Source organism: Dietzia maris, from assembly GCF_036287335.1.
Lineage (GTDB): Bacteria > Actinomycetota > Actinomycetes > Mycobacteriales > Mycobacteriaceae > Dietzia > Dietzia cinnamea.
This window is the reverse complement of sequence record NZ_CP143053.1, coordinates 423447-446941: the sequence shown is the minus strand read 5'-3', so window position 1 is coordinate 446941 and position 23495 is coordinate 423447. Positions and strand designations below refer to the sequence as shown.

Genomic DNA, 23495 nt, shown 5'->3' with positions numbered 1-23495 from the left:
CCCCGGTCGGTCGACGTCCAGCGTAACCGTCAGCTGGGACACCGTGCCCCGGCGCGCGGCGGGCCGGGTGGGTCAGCGCTCGAGCGGACGGGCCCCGAGGTGCTCCTTGAGCAGGGCCAACGCGATGTCCTCGCCGGTGCGGTGGTCGAGATTCTGGGGGCCGCTCCGCGCCTCGTCGACCATCTCGTCCTCGCTGACCGGCGGCGGGGGCGGGCTGTCCGGTTCGCCCGGCTCGGGGTCGGGTTCCTCGGGCGGAGGCGGGATGTCGTCGTAGCCACCCGGACCGCCGGCTCCGCTCTGCGTGGCGTCCGCGGCGCGGAGACGACGTTCCCAGCCCCGCGGCTCACCCTGTCGGGGAGAACCGGGGGCGTCAGTAGGGCCCGCGGAGGACCCCCGCCCGGGTGCGGGTGGAGCCGCCTCCGGGGCGGCCGGAGCGCCTCCCGCACCGGCGGGCGCGCTTCCCGAGGTGCAGCGGATGGTCCAGTCGCCGCCCACGACCTCCGTGATCGAGTCCGTGATCGCGGTCGCGTTGTGCGGTTGGGACAACCGCTTGGCCAGTGGCGGGTAGTCGTGGACCAGGTGGATCACCCGGCCGTCCACGCCCGCGACCGTCGCACCGGCGAGCATCACCTCGACCGTGCGGGTGCGGGTACGGACGGCCTCGCGGATCGCCGGCCAGGCGCGGCGGATGTCCTCGGCCTCGATACCGGGAGCCGAGGCCGCAGCCGCCGGCTGTCCGGGTTCGGGCGCGGCCTCGGGGCCCGACTCGGGATCGGTGGGCGTCGGCGACTGCGAGCCCGGGGCGGAGGACTGCTGCGCGGGCTGCGACGGGGCCCCCGGCTCGAGCTGCTGAGCGGGACGGTCCCGCCACGGGTCGTCGGTCTCCGCCGCCGATCCCGCGTCGGGCGCGGGAGCGGGAGTGGGAGCGGGTGCCGGCTCCGCCGACGGGCCGGCCGGGGCGGTCGGGCCCTCCTGGGCGCTCGGTGCTCCGGCGGACGGCGCGCTGGCCGCGGCGGGCGACGGGCTGCCCGAGTCGGGACGGGCGGGCGCCCTGTCGTGGGCGTGCGGTTCCGGGGACTGGGCCTGCGGCTCCCGGCTGGACACCGCCGGCTGCCGCGGATCCGGGGCGGACGCCGCGGCACCCGCATCGGGGGCGGGAGCGGACGCCGGCGGCTGCGGCGGCACCTGTGACGGCTCCCGGTAACCGGTGGGTGGCGACGACTGGTGGGACGCCTGCTGCTCGGCGACGGACTCGCCGGGCACGGCGGGCGCGGCGGGCGCGGCGGGATCGGCGGCCACGGCCGGCTGGCTCGGCGCGGGCTCCCCGGCGGGTGGCGCAGACGGGGCCGATGCCGACGTAGTCGGCCCCTGCGCAGCGGCGGGCGGCGCGGCAGCCGGCGCACGCTGGCCCGCCGGCGCGGCGGCGGGCGGCGCCGGCTGCGCTGCGGCCTCCGCGGCCTGCTGCTGCGACCGGCGGACGAACTTGGGGCGCCCCTCCGCCGGCGCCGCGGACTGCGGGGCCGGCCCGCCGGCAGGGCCGGTGCGGGCCTCGTCGTCGTCGCCCCCTACCCCGCCACCCTGCGCGGGCGCGCCACCTGCGCCACCCGCGGCGACCGGCGCGGCGCCAGGGCGCACGGCCCCCGACTCCAACGACTCGACGCGCTGGAGCAGGGCGGCCATGGAATCATCGGCCGACGGCAGCAGCAGCTTGGCGCAAAGGATCTCCAGCAGCAGCCGCGGCGAGGTGGCCCCACGCATCGACGCCATGCCCTCGTGCACCATGTCCGCACACCGCGCCAGAGTGGCGGGGCCGATCTGCTCGGCCTGCCGCCTCATGGTCTCGGCCTGCTCGACCGGTGCGTCGACCAGCCCGCGCTCGATCGCCTGCGGCACGGATTGCACCATGATGAGGTCGCGCAGCCGCTGCAGCAGATCGGCCGCGAACCGGCGCGGATCGTGCCCCGCCTCGACGACCTTGTCGACGGTCCGGAACAGCGTGGCCCCGTCGGAGGCGGCCAGGGCGTCGACGGAGTCGTCGATGAGCGCGACCTCGGTGGCCCCCAGCAGGCTCACCGCGCGCGGATAGGTGATGCCCTCCTCGCCGGCGCCGGCCATGAGCTGGTCGAGCACGCTGAGCGTGTCACGCGGCGAGCCCCCGCCCGCGCGGATCACCAGCGGGAACACGGTGGGCTCGACCTTCACGCCCTCCTGGTCGCAGATCCGCTCGAGCAGCCCGCGCATCGACGACGGCGTGAGCAGCCGGAACGGGTAGTGGTGCGTGCGCGAGCGGATGGTGGGCAGCACCTTCTCCGGCTCGGTGGTGGCGAAGATGAAGATGAGGTGCTCCGGCGGCTCCTCCACGATCTTGAGCAGCGCGTTGAAGCCCGCGTTGGTGACCATGTGGGCCTCGTCGATGATGAGCACCCGGTACCGCGACGACGCCGGCGCGAAGAACGCCCGCTCGCGCAGGTCACGCGTGTCGTCGACACCTCCGTGGCTGGCCGCGTCGAGCTCGGTGACGTCGAGCGTCCCGTTGCCGCCGGGCGCGAGCGCCACGCACGAGTCGCACTCGCCGCACGGGGTGGCCGTGGGTCCGTGGACGCAGTTGAGCGAGCGGGCGAGGATGCGGGCGGACGAGGTCTTGCCGCAGCCGCGCGGGCCGGAGAAGAGGTAGGCGTGGTTGATACGACCGGAGGACAGCGCCACCGACAGCGGTTCGGTGACGTGCTCCTGGCCCACGACCTCGGCGAAGGAGGCGGGGCGATACTTCCGATAGAGAGCCACGCCTAGAGGGTACCCAGGGGGTACGACGACGATGAGATCGATCGCGTCCCGACGGGCGCCCCGCGGGTGGGCGCGCTTTTCAGCAGAAATGACCGGAGGGGCCGCGACTGGCGCAGCCCCTCCCGACGTCCCTCGCGCGCGGATCGGGCCCCCTCAGACCCCCGCAGCACGGTTCCCGAACCGATACCTGACACCGGCCCCTCACAGCCCCTCAGCTGTACTCCGATGTCCGCATCCCTCTGGCCCGGACGGGATAGATACAACCAGATGACCCACTCGCGGGACAAGGCGTTGCTGTTGCTGACAAGTGCTCAACAATCGTGCCCGCAGGCGTTTGCGCATGTCACAGGGTTACCTAACCGGCGGTACGCTACGCCCAGGATGCGGGAACGTGTCCGAGATCACTCGCAGGTAGATCCGCTGGTCACTTCGCGGTTGAGCGCCGGGCCGACCACAGAACGGAGCCCACTCCGGTAAGAAGCCGGATTAACGCTGGCGAGACAACTGTTACAGCGCTCCCGCCCACCGGGACGTCAGCCGGCGAGCGCCGCGCGGCACGCCGCCAGCAGCGCGCACAGACCCACCACGTCCATCGCGGTCTCGACCTCGGCGAGCGGCGGGAGGGTGGGCGCCAGGCGGATGTGCCGGTCGTCGGGATCCTGCCCGTAGGGGTAGGCCGAGCCGGCGGGGGTCAGCGCGACCCCGACCTCCTTGGCCAGGCGCACGGTCTCGGTCGCGGTCCCGTCGACCACCTCGAGGTCGATGAAGTACCCACCCTCGGGCCGGGTCCAGCGCGCGACGTCGTACTCGCCGAGACGGCGGGTCAGCGCAGCGGCCGCGGCCTCGAACTTCGGCGCGATCACCTCGCGGTGGCGGAGCATGTGGGCGCGCACCCCCTCGGCGTCGCCGAAGAAGCGCGCGTGCGCGAGCTGGTTGACCTTGTTCGGGCCGATCGTGCGCACGGAAGTGTGGCCGAGGTACCAGTCCAGGTTGGCCGAGGACGACGACAGGAATGACACGCCCGCGCCGGCGAAGGTGATCTTGGAGGTCGAGCAGACCTGCCAGAAGCGGTTGGGGTGCCCGGCCTCGGCGGCCAGGGCGTCCACGTCCGGCACCTTGGGGAAGTCCTCGGTGAGCGTGTGGACGACATAGGCGTTGTCCCACACCACGCGGAAGTCGGGGGCGGCGGTGGCCATGCGCGCCAGACGGGAGACGGTGTGGTCGTCGTAGACCGCGCCGGTGGGGTTGGCGAAGATCGGCACGCACCAGATGCCCTTGATGGACGGGTCGGCGGCCACGAGGCGCTCGACCTCGTCCATGTCCGGACCGGTGGGCCCGAGCGGCACGGGGATCATCTCGATGCCGAGGGCCTGCGTGATGGAGAAGTGGCGGTCGTACCCGGGCACCGGGCACAGCCAGCGCAGGGCGGGCTCGTCCTTCCAGGGCCGCTGCGAGTCGGGCGTGCCGAACAGCATGGAGAACACGAGCAGGTCGTACATGATCGACAGGCTGGCGTTGTCCTGGGCGATCACCCGGCCCGTCTCGACGCCCAGCAGCTCCGCGATGATCGACCGCAGCTCGGGGAGCCCGGCGCCGCCGCCGTAGTTACGCACGTCGGTCGTGCCGGCCAGGTGGTCCCCCTCCCCCGGCAGGGACAGCAGCCCCTCGGAGAGATCGAGCTGCTCGGGCGAGGGCTTCCCGCGCGTGAGGTCCAGGGCGAGCCCCCTGTCCGCGAGCGCGTCGTACTCGGCGGCCAGTCGCGACTCGAGGCGAGCCAGGTCGTCGGCGGGGAGATCGGACAGCGCCACGGTGGCCTCCGGCGTGGGTCGACTACATCGGTGGTGTTGGTGCCCTAAGACATGTCCCAAGACATAAGGGGACCCCGCGCACCCGCCAGAGCCCGCTGACCCTTGCTGCCTTCCGGCCCTGGGGGAGTTCACAGGATGGACGCCGCGCGGGGTCCGGGTACGAGTCTAGCCGGGCGACCCCCGGGCCCGCACGCCACCCACCCCGGAGGACGACGGTTTGCCTCCGCTCGGCCTTCCTCGGTATTGTCCTCCACGGAGGATTCGCCTAGTGGCCTATGGCGCTCGCCTGGAACGCGGGTTGGGGTTTATAGCCCCTCAGGGGTTCAAATCCCCTATCCTCCGCCGCGGACGCGGCCCGGAGCTCGGCGAGCACCGGGCCGCGTCTCTCATTTCGGCGCCCGCGACGGGCTCGGCCGTCCATTCACCCGGCCCCGCCCCGCGCCGTGGGTAGAGTCGCGATCGTGACCGAGACCGCAGGCCACGACGTCGCCCTCCGGGTGCTCGTCTACAGCCATGACGCCACCACCCGCGGACGCGTCATGTCCGCCCTCGGCACCCGCCCGCACCCGGACCTGCCCCGACTCGACTACGTGGAGGTCGCGACGGCCCCGGTCGTCGTCGAGAACATGGACGCCGGCGGCATCGATCTCGCGATCCTCGACGGGGAGGCCACCCCCACCGGCGGCCTGGGCCTGGCCAAGCAGTTGCGCGACGAGCTCGACCGCTGCCCGCCTCTACTGGTGCTGATCGGCCGCGCAGACGACCGCTGGCTCGCCGACTGGTCGCGCGCCGACGCGTCGGTGCCGCACCCGATCGATCCGCTGCGCCTCCGCGACACCGTCAACGCGCTCCTCGCCCCGGCCTGAGCGCCGCCGCGCGCGCCCGCCACGCCGTCTAACCTGCGCCGACACACCGTTCGGCCGAACTCCGGACATACGTCAACACGGTGTGAGTAGAGTCACACTCACGGGCCGGGAAGAGACCGGCCCGCCGGGGAGTCGGACGGCCGGAACCCCACAGCCGGACGCTCGACCTCCCACAGCGGTTGCCTGCAGAGGCGCGCCCACCGGCGGCCTCTGACGCTCAAGCGCGAGGAGTGATGCGGTCATGAACGAGTACGTGCCCATCCTGGTCCTGGGGGCCCTGGCCGTCGCCTTCGCCGTCTTCTCCTCGGTGGTGTCCTCGGTGGCGGGGCCGAGCCGCTTCAACCGCGCGAAGCTCGAGGCCTACGAGTGCGGCATCCAGCCCACGCCGCAGCCGGTGGGTGGCGGCCGCTTCCCGGTGAAGTTCTATCTCACGGCGATGCTGTTCATCATCTTCGGCATCGAGATCCTCTTCCTCTACCCGTGGGCCGTGCACTTCGACCAGCTGGGCGTGTTCGGCCTGGCCGCGATGGCCCTGTTCGTCGTCAACGTCTCCGTCGCCTACGCCTACGAGTGGCGCCGCGGCGGGCTGAGCTGGGACTGACCCGGGAAGCGCCGAGAGGAGAGCGGACATGGGACTCGAGGAGAAGCTGCCGGCCGGTTTCCTGCTGACCACGGTCGAGCAACTTGCGGGGTACATGCGCAAGGGTTCGCTGTGGCCGGCGACGTTCGGCCTGGCCTGCTGTGCGATCGAGATGATGGCCACGAGCGGCGGCCGCTACGACCTGGCCCGGTTCGGCACCGAGGTGTTCCGCGCGTCGCCCCGGCAGGCCGACCTCATGATCGTGGCGGGCCGGGTGAGTCAGAAGATGGCGCCGGTGCTGCGGCAGGTGTACGACCAGATGGCCGAGCCCAAGTGGGTGCTCTCGATGGGCGTGTGCGCGTCGTCGGGCGGGATGTTCAACAACTACGCGATCGTCCAGGGCGTCGATCACATCGTGCCCGTCGACATCTACCTGCCCGGATGTCCACCACGGCCGGAGATGCTCATGCACGCGATCCTCACGCTGCACGACAAGATCCAGAACATGCCGCTGGGCGCAAACCGGGCCGAGGCGATCCGCGCCGCCGAGCGGGCCGCGCTCGACGAGCGTCCGCTCATCCCGGTCGAGGGGATGTTCCGATGACCGAGCGCACCCCCGACCGCCCCGGCCACACCCCGGATCGCTCCCCCGCCGCGCCCGACCGCACGGACGCGGCCGGCCGGCCGGTCACCGCCGATCCCCACGACGCCGCGGGCCCCGACACCGTGGGCGTCCGGCACGGGATGTTCGGCGTGCGGGGCTCGGGGGACACCTCCGGGTTCGGTGGCCTCGTGCGCCCGACGGTCCTGCCCGGCAGCACCCCACCGCCGTACGGGGACGACGACGACAAGGTCGTCCGCGCGCTCACCGCGGCCCTGCAGCGGCGGGGTGGGGCGAGCTTTGCCGAGGCGGTCGAGAGGGTCGTGGTCCACTGCGGCCAACTCACCCTGCACGTGGTGCGCGAGCACCTACCGGCGGTGGCGCTGGCCCTGAGGGATGATCCCGACCTGCGCTTCGAGATGTCGCTGGGCGCGAGCGGGGTGCACTATCCGGGCGCCACCGGCCGTGAGCTGCACGTGGTGTACCCGCTGCAGTCGATCACCCACAACCGCCGGGTGATGCTCGAGACCTGGGCACCGGACGCGGACCCGCACGTGCCGACCCTGACCCGTGTCTATCCCACGACGGACTGGCACGAGCGGGAGACGTACGACTTCTTCGGCGTGATCTTCGACGGGCACCCGTCGCTGACCCGGATCGAGATGCCGGACGACTGGGAGGGCCACCCGCAGCGCAAGGACTACCCGCTCGGCGGGATCGCGGTGCAGTACAAGGGCGCGACCATCCCGCCGCCGGACCAGCGGAGGGCGTACTCGTGACAGCCGACCGCACGCGCGTGCCCCGGGCCGCCGATTCCGACACGATCCTCACCGCCTCCGGGCGGGACTGGGACGCGATCAGCGAGGCCGCGCGTAACGCCGACGACGACCGCATCGTGGTGAACATGGGCCCCCAGCACCCGTCCACGCACGGCGTGCTGCGGCTCATCCTCGAGATCGAGGGCGAGACCGTCACCCGGGCCAGCTGCGGGATCGGCTACCTGCACACGGGCATCGAGAAGAACCTCGAGTACCGCTACTGGACGCAGGGCGTGACGTTCGTGACGCGGATGGACTACCTCTCGCCGTTCTTCAACGAGGTCGCCTTCTGCCTGGGCGTGGAGAAACTGCTGGGGATAAGTGCACAGGTGCCGGAGCGGGCGTCGGTCATCCGGGTGATGCTCATGGAGCTCAACCGGATCGCCTCGCACATGGTCGCGCTGGCCACCGGTGCGCTCGAGCTGGGCGCGAGCACGCCGATGCTCTTCGGGTTCCGCGAGCGCGAGCTCGTGCTGGACGTCTTCGAGGTCATCACCGGGCTGCGGATGAACCACGCCTATATCCGCCCCGGCGGGGTGGTCCAGGACCTGCCCGACGAGGCCGTGCCCAAGGTGCGGGAGCTGCTCGAGGTGATGCCGGGGCGGATCCGCGAGATGGAGCTGCTGCTGCGGGAGAACCCCATCTGGCGGATGCGCCTGCAGGACGTGGGCTACCTCGACCTCACCGGCTGCATGGCGCTCGGCGTCACCGGACCGGTCCTGCGGGCGACGGGCCTGCCGCACGACGTCCGCCGCTCCGATCCCTACTGCGGATACGAGACCTACGAGTTCGACGTCGTCACCGGCTCGGCGAGCGACTGCTACGACCGGTTCGTCGTCCGCGTCGACGAGATGAAGGAGTCGCTGAAGATCGTCGAGCAGTGCCTGGACCGACTCGCACCCGGGCCGGTGATGGTCGACGACCCCAAGATCGCCTGGCCCGCCCAGCTCAAGGTGGGCCCGGACGGCCTGGGCAACTCCGCCGAGCACATCCGCCACATCATGGACAGCTCCATGGAGGCGCTCATCCACCACTTCAAGCTGGTCACCGAGGGCTTTCCGGTCCCGCCCGGCCAGGTGTACGTGCCGGTGGAGTCCCCGCGCGGCGAGCTGGGCGTGCACATGGTCTCCGACGGCGGCACGCGCCCGTACCGCGTGCACTACCGCGACCCGTCGTTCACCAACCTGCAGGCCGTGGCCGCGATGTGCGAGGGCGGGATGGTCGCCGACGTCATCGCCGCCGTGGCCAGCATCGACCCCGTGATGGGAGGTGTGGACCGATGAGCGAGCCGGTGTTCCTGCAGTTCGGCCAGCAGCCCGACGAGCCGGGCGCGATCGTCCGGCCCGACGCCCGGAGGACCTACCCCGACGACGTCCTGGAGCGACTGCGGGCCGACGCCGACCTGATCGTCGCCCGCTACCCGCAGGCCCGCTCGGCACTGCTCCCGCTGCTCCACCTGGTCCAGGCCGAGGACGGTCATCTCACGCCCGCCGGCATCGAGTTCTGCGCTCTCGTCGTCGACCTGTCCCCCGCCGAGGTCATGGCCGTGGCCACCTTCTACTCGATGTACCGGCGCACGCCGACCGGCGACTACCTGGTCGGGGTGTGCACCAACACCCTGTGCGCGGTGATGGGCGGCGACGAGATCTACGCCGACCTGCGTGATCACCTGGGGCTCGACGGACCCGGCACCACCGACGACGGACGGATCACGCTCGAGCGCATCGAGTGCAACGCGGCCTGCGACTACGCGCCCGTCGTGATGATCAACTGGGAGTTCTTCGACGACCAGACCCCCGCCTCCGCGCGGCGGGTGGTCGACGACCTGCGCGCGGGCCGACCCGTCACCCCGACCCGCGGCGCCCCGCTGTGCACGTTCCGCGAGACCGCCCGCATCCTCGCCGGCTTCCCCGACCCCCGCCCCGGTGCCAACGACGGCGCCCCCGGCGAGGCGACGCTCGCCGGGCTGCGCGTCGCCCGCGAGCACGACATGCGCGCGCCCGAGCCGCCCGCGCCGGACGAGGAGGCCTGACATGCCGCTCGCGCCGTACCTCAGCCGCTACTGGGACGCCCCCGACAGCTGGACGCTGCGGACCTACCTCGACAACGACGGCTACGCGGGCCTGCGCAACGCCCTCGCCACCGGACCCGACGAGGTGATCTCCACCGTGCTCGACTCCGGCCTGCGCGGCCGGGGCGGCGCGGGCTTCCCCACCGGCCGCAAGTGGGGGTTCATCCCGCAGGACACCGGCGCCGACGCTCCCGACCCGTCCGCCGCGGCCAGGCCCCACTACCTCGTGGTGAACGCCGACGAGTCCGAGCCCGGCACGTGCAAGGACATGCCACTCATGCTGGCCACCCCGCACGTGCTGATCGAGGGCGTCATCATCGCCGCCTACGCGATCCGCGCCTCGCACGCGTTCATCTACCTGCGCGGAGAGGTCGTGCCCGTCCTGCGCCGCCTGCAGACCGCGGTCGCCGAGGCGTACGAGGCCGGCTACCTCGGCCGCGACATCCTCGGCAGCGGGTTCGACCTCGAGCTGGTCGTCCACTCCGGCGCCGGGGCGTACATCTGCGGCGAGGAGACCGCCCTGCTCGACTCCCTCGAGGGCCGCCGCGGCCAGCCCCGGCTGCGGCCGCCGTTCCCCGCCGTCGCCGGGCTCTACGCCTGTCCGACGGTGGTGAACAACGTCGAGTCCCTCGCGAGCGTGCCGTCGATCCTGCAGCACGGCCCCGAGTGGTTCCGCTCGATGGGGTCGGAGAAGTCGCCGGGGTTCACCCTCTACTCGCTGTCCGGGCACGTCACCCGGCCCGGCCAGTACGAGGCACCGCTCGGGATCACCCTGCGTGAGCTGCTCGACCTCGCCGGCGGGATCCGCGAGGGCCACACGCTCAAGTTCTGGACCCCCGGCGGCTCGTCGACGCCGCTGCTCACCGACGCCCAGCTCGACATGCCGCTGGACTACGAGGGGTGTGCGGCCGAGGGCACGATGCTCGGCACCAAGGCGCTGCAGATCTTCGACGACACGACCTGCGTGGTGCGGGCGGTGCTGAGGTGGACCGAGTTCTACGCCCACGAGTCCTGCGGCAAGTGCACGCCGTGCCGCGAGGGCACGTTCTGGCTCCGGCAGATCATGACCCGGCTCGAGGACGGCACCGCCACCGTCGGCGACCTGGACCGGCTGCTCGACATCTCGGACAACATCGTCGGCAAGTCGTTCTGCGCCCTCGGCGACGCCGCCGCGGCCCCGATCGTCTCGTCGATCCGGCTCTTCCGCGACGAGTACCTCGCCCACATTCCGGACGGTTGCCCGTTCGACCACAGTCGCTCCACCGTCTTCACCCGCACCGACCGCGCAGGTGCCGGCTCCCGGCGTCCGCCCGTGCGGCCGACCCGTGGACCCTCATCGCGATCCGAGGAGGTGGCCCGATGACCTCGGCCGCGTCAGGAGCCCCCCGCGACGCCCGCGGACCGGCCCAGGACCCCGTACGCGACCGTGCCGATTCCGCGCGCGCCGATTCCGAGCGCGCCGACGATCTCGTCACCCTCACCGTCGACGGCCGCGAGGTCTCGGTGCCGCCGGGCACGCTCATCATCCGCGCCGCCGAACGAATGGGTGTGCAGATCCCGCGCTTCTGCGATCACCCGCTGCTCGACCCGGCCGGCGCGTGCCGGCAGTGCATCGTCGAGGTCGAGGGCGCGCCGAAGCCCGTCACCTCGTGCACGACCCCGGTCACCCAGGACATGGTCGTGCGCACGCAGTTCACCTCCGAGATGGCCGACAAGGCGCAGCGCGGCGTGATGGAACTGCTGCTCATCAACCACCCGCTCGACTGCCCGGTCTGCGACAAGGGCGGCGAGTGCCCGCTGCAGAACCAGGCCCTGATGAGCGGGCACGGTCGCTCCCGGTTCACCGAGGTCAAGCGCACGTTCCCCAAGCCGATCGCCATCTCCTCCCAGGTCCTGCTCGACCGCGAACGCTGCGTCATGTGCGCCCGCTGCACGCGGTTTTCCGAGCAGATCGCCGGCGACCCGTTCATCGACCTGTTCGAGCGCGGCGCCCAGCAGCAGGTCGGCGTATACGGCGACGAGCCGTTCGAGTCGTACTTCTCCGGCAACACCGTGCAGATCTGTCCGGTCGGCGCGCTGACCGGGGCGCAGTACCGCTTCCGGGCTCGCCCGTTCGACCTCGTGTCCAGCCCCGCCGTGTGCGAGCACTGCGCGAGCGGCTGCGGTCAGCGCACCGACCACCGACGCGGAAAGGTACTGCGGCGCCTCGCCGGCGACGACCCGCAGGTCAACGAGGAGTGGAACTGCGACAAGGGCCGGTGGGCGTTCACCTACGCCACCCAGCGGGACCGCATCACCACGCCGATGGTCCGCGGCGAGGGCGGCGGGCTCGTCCCCGTTCCGTGGCCCACCGCGCTACGGGTCGCCGCGGAAGGGTTGGCGGCCGCGCGTGGGCGCACCGGGGTGCTCACCGGCGGGCGCCTGACCGCCGAGGACGCGTACGCCTACGCCAAGTTCGCGCGCACGGTGCTGGGCACGAACGACGTCGACTTCCGCGCCCGCCACCATTCCGAGGAGGAGGCCGCGTTCCTCGCCGAGCGGGTCGTGCGCCGCGGCCCGGGCGACGGATCGCGCGACAACGCCGGTGGGACGGACGCGGCCGCCGCCGTCACCTACTCCGACCTCCGGGCGGCGCCGGCGGTCCTGCTCGTGGGCTTCGACCCCGAGGAGGAGTCGCCCATCGTCTTCCTGCGTCTGCGCCGGGCCGCTCGCGACCACGGGCTGAAGGTGTTCTCGATCGCGCCGTTCGCCTCGCCCGCCGTCCGCAAGACCCGCGCCGCACTGCTGCCGACCGTGCCCGGCGCCGAGCCGGCGGTGCTGGCAGCGCTGGCCGGCGGGTCGCGGGACGAGGCCGCCGATCCGACTCTCCGCGCCCTGCCCGCCCTGCTGCGCGAGCCCGGGGCGGTGATCCTCGTGGGCGAACGCCTCGGCGCGATCCCGGGTGGCCTGTCGGCCGCCGCGGAACTCGCCGACGCCACCGGGGCGAGCCTGGCGTGGATCCCGCGGCGCGCGGGTGAGCGCGGTGCGCTGGAGACCGGGTGCCTTCCTGGGCTCCTGCCCGGCGGCGCGCTCGTCACCGACGACGCAGCCCGAAGCGCCCTCGCCGACCTCTGGCGCTGCGACGAGCTGCCGACCGCCCCCGGCCGCTCCACAACCGAGCAACTGGCCGCGGCCGCCTCGGGCGAGCTGGCCGCCCTGCTCGTCGGCGGGGTCGAGGCCGCGGACCTGCCCGATCCGCGGGCGGCGCTCGACGCGATCGACGCCGCCGGCTTCGTGGTGAGCCTCGAGATGCGGCGTAGCGAGATCACCGACCGCGCCGACGTGGTCCTGCCCGTCGCGCCCGTCGCCGAGAAGGCCGGGATGTTCGTGAACTGGGAGGGTCGGACCCGCCCCTTCGCCGCGGCCCTGACCGGCACCGACGCGATGCCCGACCACCGCGTCCTCAACGCGCTGGCGGAGGAGGCCGGGGCGTGGTTCGGGCTGCCGGATGTCGAGTCCGTCCGCCGTGAGATGCGGGCCGTGGGCGAGACCCTCGTCCCGCAGCCACCGCCACAGCCACAGCCGCACGCCGGGATGGCGTCTCGCACCCGTCCGCGTACGCATCCCGACGCGCAGCCGCACGCCGGGATGGCGTCTCGCACCCCCCGAAGTGAGCGCGAGACGCCATCGTCGGGAGCGGCTGCGGGGCGGGCCGTCCTGGCGACCTGGCGGATGCTGCTCGACGCCGGCCGCATGCAGGACGGCGAACCGCACCTGGCCGGCACGGCCCGCCGCCCGGTCGCCCGACTGTCGCCCACGACCGCACGCGACCTCGGCGCAGGCGAGGGCGACCCGGTGACCGTCTCCACCGACCGCGGGGCGATCACCCTGCCGCTGGCGATCACGGAGATGCCCGACCGCGTGGTGTGGGTGCCGCAGAACTCCCCCGGCTCGGCCGTCAACGCCACCCTCGGCGCGGCCGCGGGCGAGATCGTGGGCATCGCCGTTGGGAATCCCGCCGCTGGGGATCCCGCCGCCGGGGAGGTGACGGCATGAGCCCCGCCGGACAGGTGGCCGCGAAGACGGTCCTCGCCGCCCCGACCGACCTCTCGGCCTTCGGCACGGACCCGTGGTGGCTGGTGCTCGCCAAGGTCCTCGCGGTGTTCGTGTTCCTCGTGGTGACCGTGCTCGCGGCGATCTACCTCGAGCGCAAGATCCTCGCGTGGATGCAGATGCGCATCGGACCCAACCGCGTCGGCCCGGGCGGCATCCTCCAGAGCCTGGCCGACGGCGTGAAGATCGCCCTCAAGGAGGGCCTCATCCCGGCGGGGGTCGACAAGCCGATCTACCTGCTCGCCCCGGTCATCGCGGTGATCCCGGCGTTCATGGCGTTCGCGGTGATCCCCTTCGGGCCCGTCGTCTCGGTGTTCGGGACCGCGACGCCGCTGCAGCTCACGGACCTGCACGTGGGGATCCTCTACGTCCTCGCGGTCACCTCGATCGGCGTGTACGGCATCGTCCTGGCCGGCTGGTCCTCCGGGTCGACGTACCCGCTGCTCGGCGGCCTGCGGTCCACGGCCCAGGTGATCAGCTACGAGATCTCCATGGCGCTGTCCTTCGTCGGCGTGTTCCTCTTCGCCGGCACCATGTCCACCTCCGGCATCGTGGCCGCGCAGTCGCAGGTGTGGTTCGTGTTCCTCCTGGCGCCGTCGTTCGTCATCTACGTCATCTCGATGGTCGGCGAGACCAACCGCGCCCCCTTCGACCTGCCCGAGGCCGAGGGCGAACTCGTGGGCGGCTTCCACACCGAGTACTCGTCCCTGCGGTTCGCGATGTTCATGCTGGCCGAGTACGTCAACATGACCACCGTCTCCGCGCTCGCGGCCACGCTGTTCCTCGGCGGCTGGCAGGCGCCGCTGCCGTTCTCGCTCATCCCCGGCGCCGACTCCGGGTGGTGGGCGCTGCTGTGGTTCGTCGCCAAGGTATGGACGTTCATGTTCCTGTTCATCTGGCTACGGGCCACCCTCCCGCGGCTGCGCTACGACCAGTTCATGGCATTCGGCTGGAAGGTGCTCATCCCCGTCTCCCTCGCCTGGGTGATGGCCGTGGCCACGATCCGGGTGGTCGTGGGTCCCGAGTCGGACCTCCTCACGCCGGCCATGGTGATCGCGGGCCTGGTCGCGGTCGCGGTCATCGTCGTCGTCCACCGGATCCACACCCGACGCGGCGGCCGCGCCGCGCCCACCGACGCCGGAACCCGCGGCGCGCCCGGTGTTCCCCGCCCCTCCGGCGCCGCGCCCACCGACCCCGCGCCCTTCGACCCCACCGCCGGCGGGTTCCCCGTCCCGCCGCTCCCGCACCAGCGCGCCGCGCTCGGCCGCGCCGGCACCCCCGCCGCGCTCGACGCCGCCCCGAGTCAGGAGGCCCGCCATGCCTAGGGTTCCCAGGTTCCTCGAGCCGCTCGCCGGGTTCGGGGTGACGTTCGCGACGATGTTCCGCAAGAAGCACACCGAGCAGTACCCGGAGGAGAAGGTCCCCACCGCGCCGCGCTACCACGGGCGTCACCAGCTCAACCGCTACGCCGACGGCCTGGAGAAGTGCATCGGCTGTGAGCTGTGCGCGTGGGCGTGCCCGGCGGACGCGATCTACGTCGAGGGCGCCGACAACACCGCCGAGGAGCGCTACTCCCCAGGCGAGCGGTACGGGCGGATCTACCAGATCAACTACCTGCGCTGCATCGGCTGCGGCCTGTGCGTCGAGGCCTGCCCGACCCGCGCGCTGACCATGACCAACGACTACGAGATGGCCGACGACAACCGCGCCGACCTCATCTACGAGAAGCACGATCTGCTCGGGCCCATGCTCGGCGGCATGGTGCCGCCACCGCACGACATGGTCCCCGGCGCCGACCACGCCGACTACTACCGCGGCGAGATCACCGGAGCGGTGCCCGAGCAGGGCGAACCGTACGACCCGGCGAAGGCCTCATGATGGCCGCCGGGGAGTCGGTCCTGTTCTGGGTCCTGGCGACCGTCGCGGTGGCCGGGGCGCTGGGGGTGGTCGCGGCGACCCGGGCCGTCTACTCGGCGCTGTGCCTGGCGGCGACCATGGTCTCGTTGGCGGTGCTGTACATGGCGCAGGGCGCGGTGTTCCTCGGCGTCGGGCAGATCGTCGTCTACACCGGCGCGGTGATGATGCTGTTCCTCTTCGTGGTGATGCTCATCGGCGTGGAGTCCTCGGACTCGCTGGTCGAGCGGATCCGCGGGCACCGGGTGGCGGCGATCCTCGCCGGACTGGGGTTCGGCGTCCTGCTCGCCACAGGCCTCGCGCGCGCCGAACTGCCGCCGTTCGCGGGGTTCGCGGCCGGCGGATCCGAGGTGCCGGCGCTGGCCGAGCTGCTGTTCTCCCGGCACGTGTGGGCGTTCGAGCTCACCGGGGTGCTGCTCATCATCGCCACGCTCGGCGCGATGGTCCTCGCCCACCGCGAGCGCTTCACCGGGCGGCACACCCAGCGCCAGCTGTCCGAGCAGCGGTTCCTCGACTGGCAGCGCGACGACTCCGCGCGCGTGACGCCCCTGCCGAGCTCGGGCGTGTACGCGCGCCGTAACTCCGCCGACGTGCCCGCCCGCCTGCCGGACGGCTCCGAGGCGCCGGACTCCGTGAGCGAGGTGCTGCGCCGCCACGCCCGCGACGCCGCGGCGGCGGACCAGCTCAAGGCGGGCGACGCCCGCGGCGCGGACGGGGGTGGGCGCCCGTGAACCCCGAGCTCTACCTGCACCTCTCGGCCGTGCTGTTCACGATCGGCGCGGCCGGGTTCCTGCTGCGGCGCAACGCGATCGTGGTGTTCATGTGCATCGAGCTCATGCTCAACGCCACCAACCTCGCGCTCGTGGCGTTCGCGCGGATGCACGGCGACGTCACGGGCCAGGTCTTCGCGTTCTTCATCATGGTCGTGGCCGCCGCGGAGGTCGTGATCGGCCTCGCGATCATCATGGCCATCTACCGCTCCCGCCGATCGGCGTCCGTCGACGACGCCAGCCTGCTCAGGTACTAGGAGCGTGGGTCAGTAACACGCCAGTTCAGGTCCGCTGATGGGGCGGGTTCGGCGGGATAATTGTCGTCATGGGCGAGGAAGGGTTGTTCGCCGCCGAGGAGTTCCGCGTCGAGCGGGCTGACCGGCAGGGCGAGGTCGAGCCGGTGGGCGCAGGCAAGACATTTCGGGCGTTCGACCCGGGCCAGGGGTTGTTGCTGCCGCCGTCGCTGGATGACTGGCTTCCGGCCGATCATCTGGCACGGTTCGTGGCGGATCTGGTCGATGAGCACCTGGATTTATCGCGGATCTACGTCTCCTACCAGGAGGGGCGCGGGGCCCCGCCGTACGATCCGCGGTTGATGGTGCGGTTGCTGATCTTCGGCTACACCACGGGGGTGCGCTCCTCCCGCGGGATCGAGAAGGCCTGCACCGACATCGTCGCTTTCCGGTGGTTGGCGGCCGGGGCGGCCCCGGACTACCGCGCGATCGCCAGGTTTCGCAAGAGGCACCTGGCCGCGCTGGGCAACCTGTTCTTGCAGGCGTTGGCGTTGTGCCAGGCCGCCGGGATGGTCACGCTTGGACAGGTCGCGCTGGATGGGACGAAGCTGCGGGCGAACGCCTCCAAACGCAAGGCCATGTCGTACGCGCGGCTGACGGACAGGGAGAAGGTACTGGCCCAGGAGGTCTCCGATCTGCTGGCCGCCGCCGAGGCCATCGACAAGGCCGAGGACGCCAAGTTCGGCAAGAACCGGCGCGGGGACGAGCTGCCCGATGAGCTGGCCCGCCGAGAGTCTCGCCTGGTCAAGCTGCGCCAGGCCAAAGCTGCTCTGGAAGCCGACGCCGCCGCCGATGCGGCGGAGAAGGCTGAGGCTAAGGCCCGCGGTAAGGGCGAAGACGAAGACACCGTCGCGCAGAAGGCCGCTGAGGCCGCCGAGCGCGCCACGCCCAGGCCGAAGGCCCAGCGCAACTTCACCGACCCGGAGTCGAAGATCATGCTCACCGGGGACGGGTCGTTCGCTCAGTGCTACAACGGCCAGGCCGTGGTCGATGCCGCCCATCAGATCATCGTGGCGGCCGAGGTCAACGACTGTGCCGCCGACGTCGGCAACCTCATCCCCATGACCGAGCAGGCCATCAGCAACACGGGGCAGGCCCCGAAGCAGATGCTCGCCGATGCCGGGTACTGCTCAGCCGCGAACCTCGCCGCCTCCGCCGAGGTCACCGGCGAGCAGGGCACCGAGTTCTTCATCGCCACCGGACGACAGCGCAGCGGGGAACCGGCGCCGATCGCCCCCCGGGGACCGATCCCGGCCAGCGCCACGGACAAGCAGCGCATGGCCCGCAAGCTCGCCACGAAGAAAGGCCGAGCGGTCTACGCCCGGCGCAAAGCGATCGTCGAACCGGTCTTCGGACAGATGAGCACCCTGCAGAACGGCAAGCAACTCCTGATTCGCGGTCTGGACGCCGCCCGCGGTGAATGGCTACTGCTCGCTGCCTGCCACAACCTGCGAAAGCTCCACGGTCATATCGGCGCCACCGGGCTCGGCGGCCTCCAGATCGCCTGAACTGGCAGGCCCGGGCGACCTACAGGCTGACCCGCGGACTGAACGCCATCACCGCGGCTTCGCAAACCGAATACCTGGCCGCCAGTGACGCCGGCCCGAGCGCAACGCTCTCACGCACTCCGCCGTACTCTCGGCGCGCTTCGAGCCATTACTGACCCATGCTCCTAGGGGGGGACGACGACGATGACGACGACGACAACCGCGGCCGCCCTCGCCCCCACTGTCGCCGGGTCCGCGCTGTGGCTCATCCCCGCACTTCCCCTGCTCGGGGCGGTCGTCCTGCTACTGCTCGGTCGGCGGGCGGACGGGTGGGGCCACCTGCTCGGCTCCGCGACCGCGCTGGGCTCGTTCGCCGTGGCCGTGTGGCAGCTCGTCGAGATGGTGGGCCGCGGCCCCGGTGATCGGGCGGCCGCGCAGACGCTGTTCACGTGGCTCTCGGTCGGCGAGCTGCGCGTTGACTTCGGGCTGCGGCTGGACGAGCTGTCCATGGTGTTCGTCCTGCTCGTCACCGGCGTCGGCCTGCTCATCCACGTGTACTCGATCGGCTACATGGCCGCCGACCCCGCGCGCCGGAAGTTCTTCGCGTTCCTCAACCTGTTCCTCGCCGCCATGCTGCTGCTGGTGCTGGCCGACAACTTCCTCGGCCTCTACCTGGGCTGGGAGGGCGTGGGTCTCGTCTCGTACCTGCTCATCGGGTTCTGGCAGCACAAGCCGTCCGCCGCGACCGCGGCCAAGAAGGCGTTCGTCGTCAACCGCGTCGGCGACATCGGCCTGGGCGTCGCGCTGATGGTCATGGTCACCCAGCTGGGGACCCTGTCGTACGAGGGCGTGTTCGCCTCGATCGAGGCCGGTGCCAGCTCCGGGCTGGTCACCGCCCTCGGGCTGCTCTTGCTGCTCGGCGCGTGCGCCAAGTCCGCGCAGGTCCCGCTGCAGTCCTGGCTCGGCGACGCCATGGAGGGCCCGACCCCGGTGTCGGCGCTCATCCACGCCGCGACCATGGTCACCGCGGGCGTCTACCTCATCACCCGCGCGAACCCGGTCTTCGACGCCGCCCCCGCCGCCCGCGCCGCGGTTATCGCCGTCGGCGCGGTCACACTCCTCTACGGCGCGGTGATCGGCTGCGCGAAGGACGACATCAAGAAGGCCCTCGCCGCCTCCACCATGAGCCAGGTCGGCTACATGGTCCTGGCCGCCGGGCTCGGACCCGCCGGGTACGCCCTGGCGATCATGCACCTGCTCACCCACGGCTTCTTCAAGGCCGGGCTCTTCCTGGGGGCCGGTTCGGTGATGCACGGGATGGGCGACGAGGTGAACATGCGCCGCTACGGCGGGCTGCGGGCGGTCATGCCCGTCACGTTCGTCACCTTCGGGCTGGGCTACCTCGCGATCATCGGCGTCCCGCCGTTCGCCGGCTTCTACTCCAAGGAGGGCATCATCTCCGCGGCCTTCGACGCTGGCGCGGGCCCGGCCGGGGCGGGCGCCCCGCTGGGCTACCTCCTGGGCGCGGCCGCCCTGCTCGGTGCGGGTCTGACCGCCTTCTACATGAGCCGCGTGATGATCCTGACCTTCTTCGGCCCCCGCCGCTGGGCCGCGGACGCGCACCCGCACGAGTCCCCGGCGACGATGACCGGACCCATGATCGCGATCGCCGTGGGTTCGGTGGCCGCGGGCGGGCTGCTCGCGATCGGCGGCCGTCTGCGGGAGTGGCTCGCCCCGGTCGTCGGCGAGCACCACCCCGAGCACGTCCTCCCGGTGTGGCTCGTCACCACCGCCTCCCTGGTCGTGGTCGCGGCGGGCGTGGCCGTCGCGGTCCGCCTCTACGCCCGTGCGGACGTGCCCGCCACCGCCCCGGAGGGCTCGCCGCTCACCCGCGCCGCACGCCGCGACCTCTACGCCGACCACCTCAACGAGACCTTGCTCATGCGACCCGGCCAGGCGCTGGCCGCCGGCACCGCGGTCGTCGACCGCCGCGTGGTGGCCGGCGCGGCGACGGGCCTCGCCGCCACCATCGGAGAACTGTCCGCCCGGACGCGACTCCTGCAGTCCGGACTCACCCGGTCCTACGCGCTGTACATGCTCGTCGGCGCGGTCCTGGTGATCGCGGCCATGCTGGGCGGGGGCGTGCTGTGACCGGCCCCGGACTGCTCACCGCGCTGTGGCTCACGCCCCTGGTCGGCGCCCTCCTCGTCGTCGTCCTCCCCACCAGCGCACGTCGCGCGGCGAGGCCCCTGGCCCTGGCCACGTCCCTCGTCGTCCTGGTCGTGGCGGTCGTGCTGGCGGTGCGGTTCGATCCCGGCGGCACCACCCACCAGTTCGTCGAGTCGCGGCCGTGGATCCCCGCGTTCGGCGCGACGTACACGCTCGGCCTCGACGGCGTCGCGCTCGTGCTGGTCCTGCTCACCGCCGCGCTCATGCCGCTGCTGCTGCTCGCGGGCTGGCGCGACACCGAGGGGCCGGACGCGGGGGCGGGCGGGCGGCGCGGGCAGGCGTACCCGGCGCTGCTGCTCGCGACGCAGGGGCTCGCGCTGGTCGCGTTCACGAGCCTCGACGTGCTGCTGTTCTACGTCGCGTTCGAGGCGATGCTCATCCCGCTGTACTTCCTCATCGGCGCCTTCGGCGGCGCGGACTCGGGCAGCGCCGGCCGGGCCCGCGCGGCCGTGCGATTCCTCCTCTACAACCTCCTCGGCGGGCTGGTCATGCTCGCCGCGGTGATCACCCTCTACATCTATACGGACCGGGCCGGACTCGGGCCCGACGGCCGAGGCACGTTCGACTACCGCCTCATCACCGACGCCGTCGCCGACGGCCACCTGCAGATCCCGAGCGGCGCGGCGCTGCTGCTGTTCGCCGGGTTCACGCTCGCGTTCGCGATCAAGGCGCCGCTGTGGCCGTTCCACACGTGGCTGCCCGGCGCCGCCGTCGCCGCGACGCCCGCCTCCGCCGTGCTCATGATGGCGGTGGTCGACAAGGTCGGCACCTTCGCGATGCTGCGGTACAGCCTGCCGCTGTTCCCCGGCGCGGTCGATACCGCGACGCCCGTGATGGTGACGCTCGCGGTGATCAGCATCATCTACGGCGGGCTCATGGCGATCGCGCAGACCGACCTGCTGCGCCTCATCGCGTACGCGTCGATCTCGCACTTCGGGTTCATCGTGCTGGGCGTGTTCGCCGCGACCACCCGGTCGGCCGCCGGCGCCACGCTGTACATGGTCAACCACGGCCTCGCCACGGCCGCCCTGTTCCTCGTGGCCGGATTCCTCGTGCGCCGGCACCGGATCCGCGAGATCGGCTACTACGGCGGCGTCCAGCAGGTCGCGCCCGTGCTGGCCGGGGTGTTCCTCGTGGCCGGGCTCGCGACGCTCTCCCTGCCCGGGCTCGCGCCGTTCATCAGCGAGTTCCTGGTGTTCGTCGGCACCTTCGAGGTGTATCCCGTCGCGGCGGTCCTGGCGACCGCGACGTTCGTCCTGGCCGCGATCTACATCCTGTGGACCTACCAGCGCGTCATGGGCGGGCCCGTCGCGACCGGCCTCGAGACCACGCCCGACCTGACGGTGCGCGAGCGCGTCGTGCTGGCGCCGCTCGTCGTGGCGCTGGTCGTGCTGGGCTTCTACCCGCAGCCCGCGCTGGACGTGATCGACCCGGCGGTCGCGGCGACCGTCGCCCACGTGGAAGGTGCGCCCCGATGACCCCGGACATCGCCTACTCCTCACTCGTGCCGCTGCTGGTGGTGTTCGGCGCGGCGATCGTCTCCGTGCTGGTCGAGGCATTCGCGCCCGCCCGGCACCGCTACCGCGTGCAGGTGGTGCTGTACCTCGGCGGTCTCGCCGCGGCGTTGGTCGCGGTGGTCGCTCTCGCCGGCACGCGGACGGTGACGGCCGGTGGCGCCGTGGCCGTCGACGGACCCGCCCTGTTCCTGCAGGGCGCGACGGTCCTGGTGGCGATCGGCGCCGGGTTGCTCATCGGCGAGCGGGCGCGGGCCGGGGCCGAGGAGCGCGTCGCGGTGGCGGGGGCCGGTGTGGCGGGGGCGCCTGCCGGCGGAGCTGCGGTGGGCTGGGCGGCACGCCGGCGGCCGCCCGTGCTCGCCGGGTTCGCGCCGCAGGCCGCGCTGGCCCCGGGCGGCGACGCCGAGCGCCGGGCCGAGCGCGCCGGCGTCACCCAGACCGAGGTGTTCCCGCTCGCGCTGTTCGCCACCGGTGGGCTCATGCTCTTCCCGGCGGCCAACGACCTCATCACCCTGTTCATCGCGCTCGAGGTGCTGTCGCTGCCGCTGTACGTCCTGTGTGGCATGGCCCGCCGACGGCGGCTCCTCTCGCAGGAGGCCGCGGTCAAGTACTTCCTGCTGGGCGCGTTCTCCTCGGCGTTCTTCGCCTACGGCGCGGCGCTGATCTACGGCTTCGCCGGGACCGTCGACTTCGGCGGGATCGCGGCCGCGGTCGCAGCGAGCGCGGGCGGGGGCGGGGGCGGCGCGGGCGAGGGTGCAGGCGTCGGCGTCCCCTTGGCGCTGATCGGCGTGGCCATGATGTTGGTCGGCCTGCTGTTCAAGGTCGGCGCGGTGCCGTTCCACACGTGGACGCCGGACGTCTACCAGGGCGCGCCCACGTCGATCACCGCGTTCATGGCCGCGGGAACCAAACTCGCCGCGTTCGGGGCGATCCTGCGCTTCTTCCACGTCGCCGTGCCCGGCCTCGAGGCCGACTGGGCGCCCGTGCTGTGGGTGATCGCGGCGCTGACGATGATCGTCGGCACGGTCGTCGGCGTCACCCAGAACGACGTCAAGCGGCTGCTGGCGTACTCGTCGGTCGCGCACGCGGGGTTCCTACTCACCGGGGTGCTCGGGCCGCCGGCCGTCGGGACGTCCGCCACGCTGTTCTACCTGGCCGCCTACGCCATCAGCACGGTCGGCGTGTTCGCCGTGGCGGGGCTCGTCCGCGACACCGACGGCGCCGAGATCACCGACCTGCGCGCCTGGGCCGGGCTCGGTCGCCGTCAGCCGCTGGTCGCGGGGGCGTTCGCCCTGCTGCTCCTGGCTCTGGCGGGCATCCCGCTGACGAGCGGGTTCATCGCCAAGTTCGCCGTGTTCTCCGCGGCGGTGGCGGGCGGCGCGGTGAGCCTGGTGGTGATCGGCGTGCTCACCAGCGCGATCGCGGCGTCGTTCTACATCCGGGTGATCGTGGTGATGTTCTTCCGCGACTCCGGCCCGCTCGACGGAGCGGGCGGCGCGGACACCGGCACCGGCGAGGTGGCGTTCGCCGCCCGGCCGCTGACGCTCGCCGTGGTGGCGGTCGCGGCAGTCGTGACGGTTCTGCTGGGGGTCATGCCGCAGCCGCTGCTCGACCTCGCCGAGGCGGCCGCCGTGTTCGCCGGGTAGGCCGCGTCGCGTCTGGCCCCCG

18 protein-coding genes, 1 tRNA gene and 1 other RNA gene are annotated in these 23495 nt (G+C 72.4%); 17 read left to right on the top strand and 3 right to left on the bottom strand.

Annotated elements, in window-relative coordinates; genetic code table 11:
* Positions 1-72: 72 nt before the first annotated feature.
* The 3 genes from VYL96_RS01995 to ffs form a co-directional block, all read right to left on the bottom strand.
* Entirely contained in the window at positions 73-2784 is a 2712-nt protein-coding gene (locus VYL96_RS01995; RefSeq protein ID WP_131886419.1) for a DNA polymerase III subunit gamma and tau, read from the bottom strand.
* Positions 2785-3317: 533 nt separating this feature from the next.
* Entirely contained in the window at positions 3318-4592 is a 1275-nt protein-coding gene (locus tag VYL96_RS01990; RefSeq protein ID WP_131886420.1) for an aspartate aminotransferase type Ic, read from the bottom strand.
* 63 nt (positions 4593-4655) lie between these two features.
* Positions 4656-4750, bottom strand: an RNA gene (ffs, locus tag VYL96_RS01985) — signal recognition particle sRNA small type.
* Positions 4751-4846: 96 nt separating this feature from the next.
* Here ffs and VYL96_RS01980 point away from each other — a divergent pair.
* The 17 genes from VYL96_RS01980 to nuoN all read left to right on the top strand — a co-directional run bounded on the left by VYL96_RS01980 (position 4847) and on the right by nuoN (position 23473).
* A tRNA-Ser gene (locus VYL96_RS01980) sits at positions 4847-4934 on the top strand.
* A 119-nt stretch (positions 4935-5053) separates the two neighbouring features.
* Positions 5054-5458 carry an Rv3143 family two-component system response regulator gene (locus VYL96_RS01975; RefSeq protein WP_131886421.1) on the top strand — a complete coding sequence of 135 codons (405 nt, stop codon included), beginning with the start codon at positions 5054-5056 and terminating at the stop codon, positions 5456-5458.
* Between the two features lie 241 nt (positions 5459-5699).
* Complete coding sequence (locus tag VYL96_RS01970) at positions 5700-6059, top strand: NADH-quinone oxidoreductase subunit A (protein WP_007631723.1); 360 nt, start codon at positions 5700-5702, stop codon at positions 6057-6059.
* 28 nt (positions 6060-6087) lie between these two features.
* Complete coding sequence (locus VYL96_RS01965; RefSeq protein WP_131886422.1) at positions 6088-6642, top strand: NuoB/complex I 20 kDa subunit family protein; 555 nt, start codon at positions 6088-6090, stop codon at positions 6640-6642.
* Between the two features lie 140 nt (positions 6643-6782).
* Complete coding sequence (locus VYL96_RS01960) at positions 6783-7418, top strand: NADH-quinone oxidoreductase subunit C (protein ID WP_407935079.1); 636 nt, start codon at positions 6783-6785, stop codon at positions 7416-7418.
* On the top strand, positions 7415-8740 hold the full coding sequence (gene nuoD, locus VYL96_RS01955; RefSeq protein ID WP_007631732.1) for an NADH dehydrogenase (quinone) subunit D: 1326 nt from the start codon (positions 7415-7417) through the stop codon (positions 8738-8740). The genes VYL96_RS01960 and nuoD overlap by 4 nt, the downstream gene beginning before the upstream one ends.
* Complete coding sequence (gene nuoE, locus VYL96_RS01950; RefSeq protein WP_131886423.1) at positions 8737-9489, top strand: NADH-quinone oxidoreductase subunit NuoE; 753 nt, start codon at positions 8737-8739, stop codon at positions 9487-9489. Before nuoD ends, nuoE begins: the two co-directional genes overlap by 4 nt.
* Before the next feature lies 1 nt (position 9490).
* Positions 9491-10891, top strand: coding sequence for an NADH-quinone oxidoreductase subunit NuoF (gene nuoF, locus VYL96_RS01945; RefSeq protein WP_131886424.1), 1401 nt, complete (start codon positions 9491-9493; stop codon positions 10889-10891).
* Positions 10888-13563: an NADH-quinone oxidoreductase subunit G gene (locus VYL96_RS01940; RefSeq protein WP_131886425.1), complete on the top strand. Its 2676-nt coding sequence runs from the start codon at positions 10888-10890 to the stop codon at positions 13561-13563. The genes nuoF and VYL96_RS01940 overlap by 4 nt, the downstream gene beginning before the upstream one ends.
* Positions 13560-14945, top strand: a complete 1386-nt coding sequence (gene nuoH, locus VYL96_RS01935) for an NADH-quinone oxidoreductase subunit NuoH (RefSeq protein ID WP_131886426.1) — start codon at positions 13560-13562, stop codon at positions 14943-14945. The genes VYL96_RS01940 and nuoH overlap by 4 nt, the downstream gene beginning before the upstream one ends.
* On the top strand, positions 14938-15498 hold the full coding sequence (gene nuoI, locus VYL96_RS01930) for an NADH-quinone oxidoreductase subunit NuoI (protein WP_131886427.1): 561 nt from the start codon (positions 14938-14940) through the stop codon (positions 15496-15498). Before nuoH ends, nuoI begins: the two co-directional genes overlap by 8 nt.
* A complete protein-coding gene (locus tag VYL96_RS01925) occupies positions 15495-16265 on the top strand; it encodes an NADH-quinone oxidoreductase subunit J (protein ID WP_131886428.1) in 771 nt (256 codons plus the stop codon). The genes nuoI and VYL96_RS01925 overlap by 4 nt, the downstream gene beginning before the upstream one ends.
* Positions 16262-16561 carry an NADH-quinone oxidoreductase subunit NuoK gene (nuoK, locus tag VYL96_RS01920; protein ID WP_131886429.1) on the top strand — a complete coding sequence of 100 codons (300 nt, stop codon included), beginning with the start codon at positions 16262-16264 and terminating at the stop codon, positions 16559-16561. The genes VYL96_RS01925 and nuoK overlap by 4 nt, the downstream gene beginning before the upstream one ends.
* 68 nt (positions 16562-16629) lie before the next feature.
* Positions 16630-18105, top strand: a complete 1476-nt coding sequence (locus tag VYL96_RS01915) for an IS1182 family transposase (RefSeq protein ID WP_329438638.1) — start codon at positions 16630-16632, stop codon at positions 18103-18105.
* A gap of 183 nt (positions 18106-18288) precedes the next feature.
* Complete coding sequence (gene nuoL, locus VYL96_RS01910; RefSeq protein ID WP_131886217.1) at positions 18289-20235, top strand: NADH-quinone oxidoreductase subunit L; 1947 nt, start codon at positions 18289-18291, stop codon at positions 20233-20235.
* Positions 20232-21791, top strand: a complete 1560-nt coding sequence (locus tag VYL96_RS01905) for an NADH-quinone oxidoreductase subunit M (protein ID WP_131886216.1) — start codon at positions 20232-20234, stop codon at positions 21789-21791. Before nuoL ends, VYL96_RS01905 begins: the two co-directional genes overlap by 4 nt.
* Positions 21788-23473, top strand: coding sequence for an NADH-quinone oxidoreductase subunit NuoN (nuoN, locus tag VYL96_RS01900; protein ID WP_131886215.1), 1686 nt, complete (start codon positions 21788-21790; stop codon positions 23471-23473). Before VYL96_RS01905 ends, nuoN begins: the two co-directional genes overlap by 4 nt.
* Positions 23474-23495: the final 22 nt, after the last annotated feature.

What these genes read in the sequence shown, in the direction of transcription:
- VYL96_RS01970 (WP_007631723.1), top strand. Translation starts at nt 5,700, where the DNA reads ATGAACGAGTACGTGCCCATCCTGGTCCTGGGGGCCCTGGCCGTCGCC.
- VYL96_RS01940 (WP_131886425.1), top strand. Translation starts at nt 10,888, where the DNA reads ATGACCTCGGCCGCGTCAGGAGCCCCCCGCGACGCCCGCGGACCGGCC.
- VYL96_RS01925 (WP_131886428.1), top strand. Translation starts at nt 15,495, where the DNA reads ATGATGGCCGCCGGGGAGTCGGTCCTGTTCTGGGTCCTGGCGACCGTC.
- nuoI (WP_131886427.1), top strand. Translation starts at nt 14,938, where the DNA reads ATGCCTAGGGTTCCCAGGTTCCTCGAGCCGCTCGCCGGGTTCGGGGTG.
- VYL96_RS01965 (WP_131886422.1), top strand. Translation starts at nt 6,088, where the DNA reads ATGGGACTCGAGGAGAAGCTGCCGGCCGGTTTCCTGCTGACCACGGTC.
- VYL96_RS01960 (WP_407935079.1), top strand. Translation starts at nt 6,783, where the DNA reads ATGTTCGGCGTGCGGGGCTCGGGGGACACCTCCGGGTTCGGTGGCCTC.
- nuoF (WP_131886424.1), top strand. Translation starts at nt 9,491, where the DNA reads ATGCCGCTCGCGCCGTACCTCAGCCGCTACTGGGACGCCCCCGACAGC.
- VYL96_RS01915 (WP_329438638.1), top strand. Translation starts at nt 16,630, where the DNA reads ATGGGCGAGGAAGGGTTGTTCGCCGCCGAGGAGTTCCGCGTCGAGCGG.
- nuoH (WP_131886426.1), top strand. Translation starts at nt 13,560, where the DNA reads ATGAGCCCCGCCGGACAGGTGGCCGCGAAGACGGTCCTCGCCGCCCCG.
- nuoN (WP_131886215.1), top strand. Translation starts at nt 21,788, where the DNA reads ATGACCCCGGACATCGCCTACTCCTCACTCGTGCCGCTGCTGGTGGTG.
- nuoE (WP_131886423.1), top strand. Translation starts at nt 8,737, where the DNA reads ATGAGCGAGCCGGTGTTCCTGCAGTTCGGCCAGCAGCCCGACGAGCCG.
- nuoL (WP_131886217.1), top strand. Translation starts at nt 18,289, where the DNA reads ATGACGACGACGACAACCGCGGCCGCCCTCGCCCCCACTGTCGCCGGG.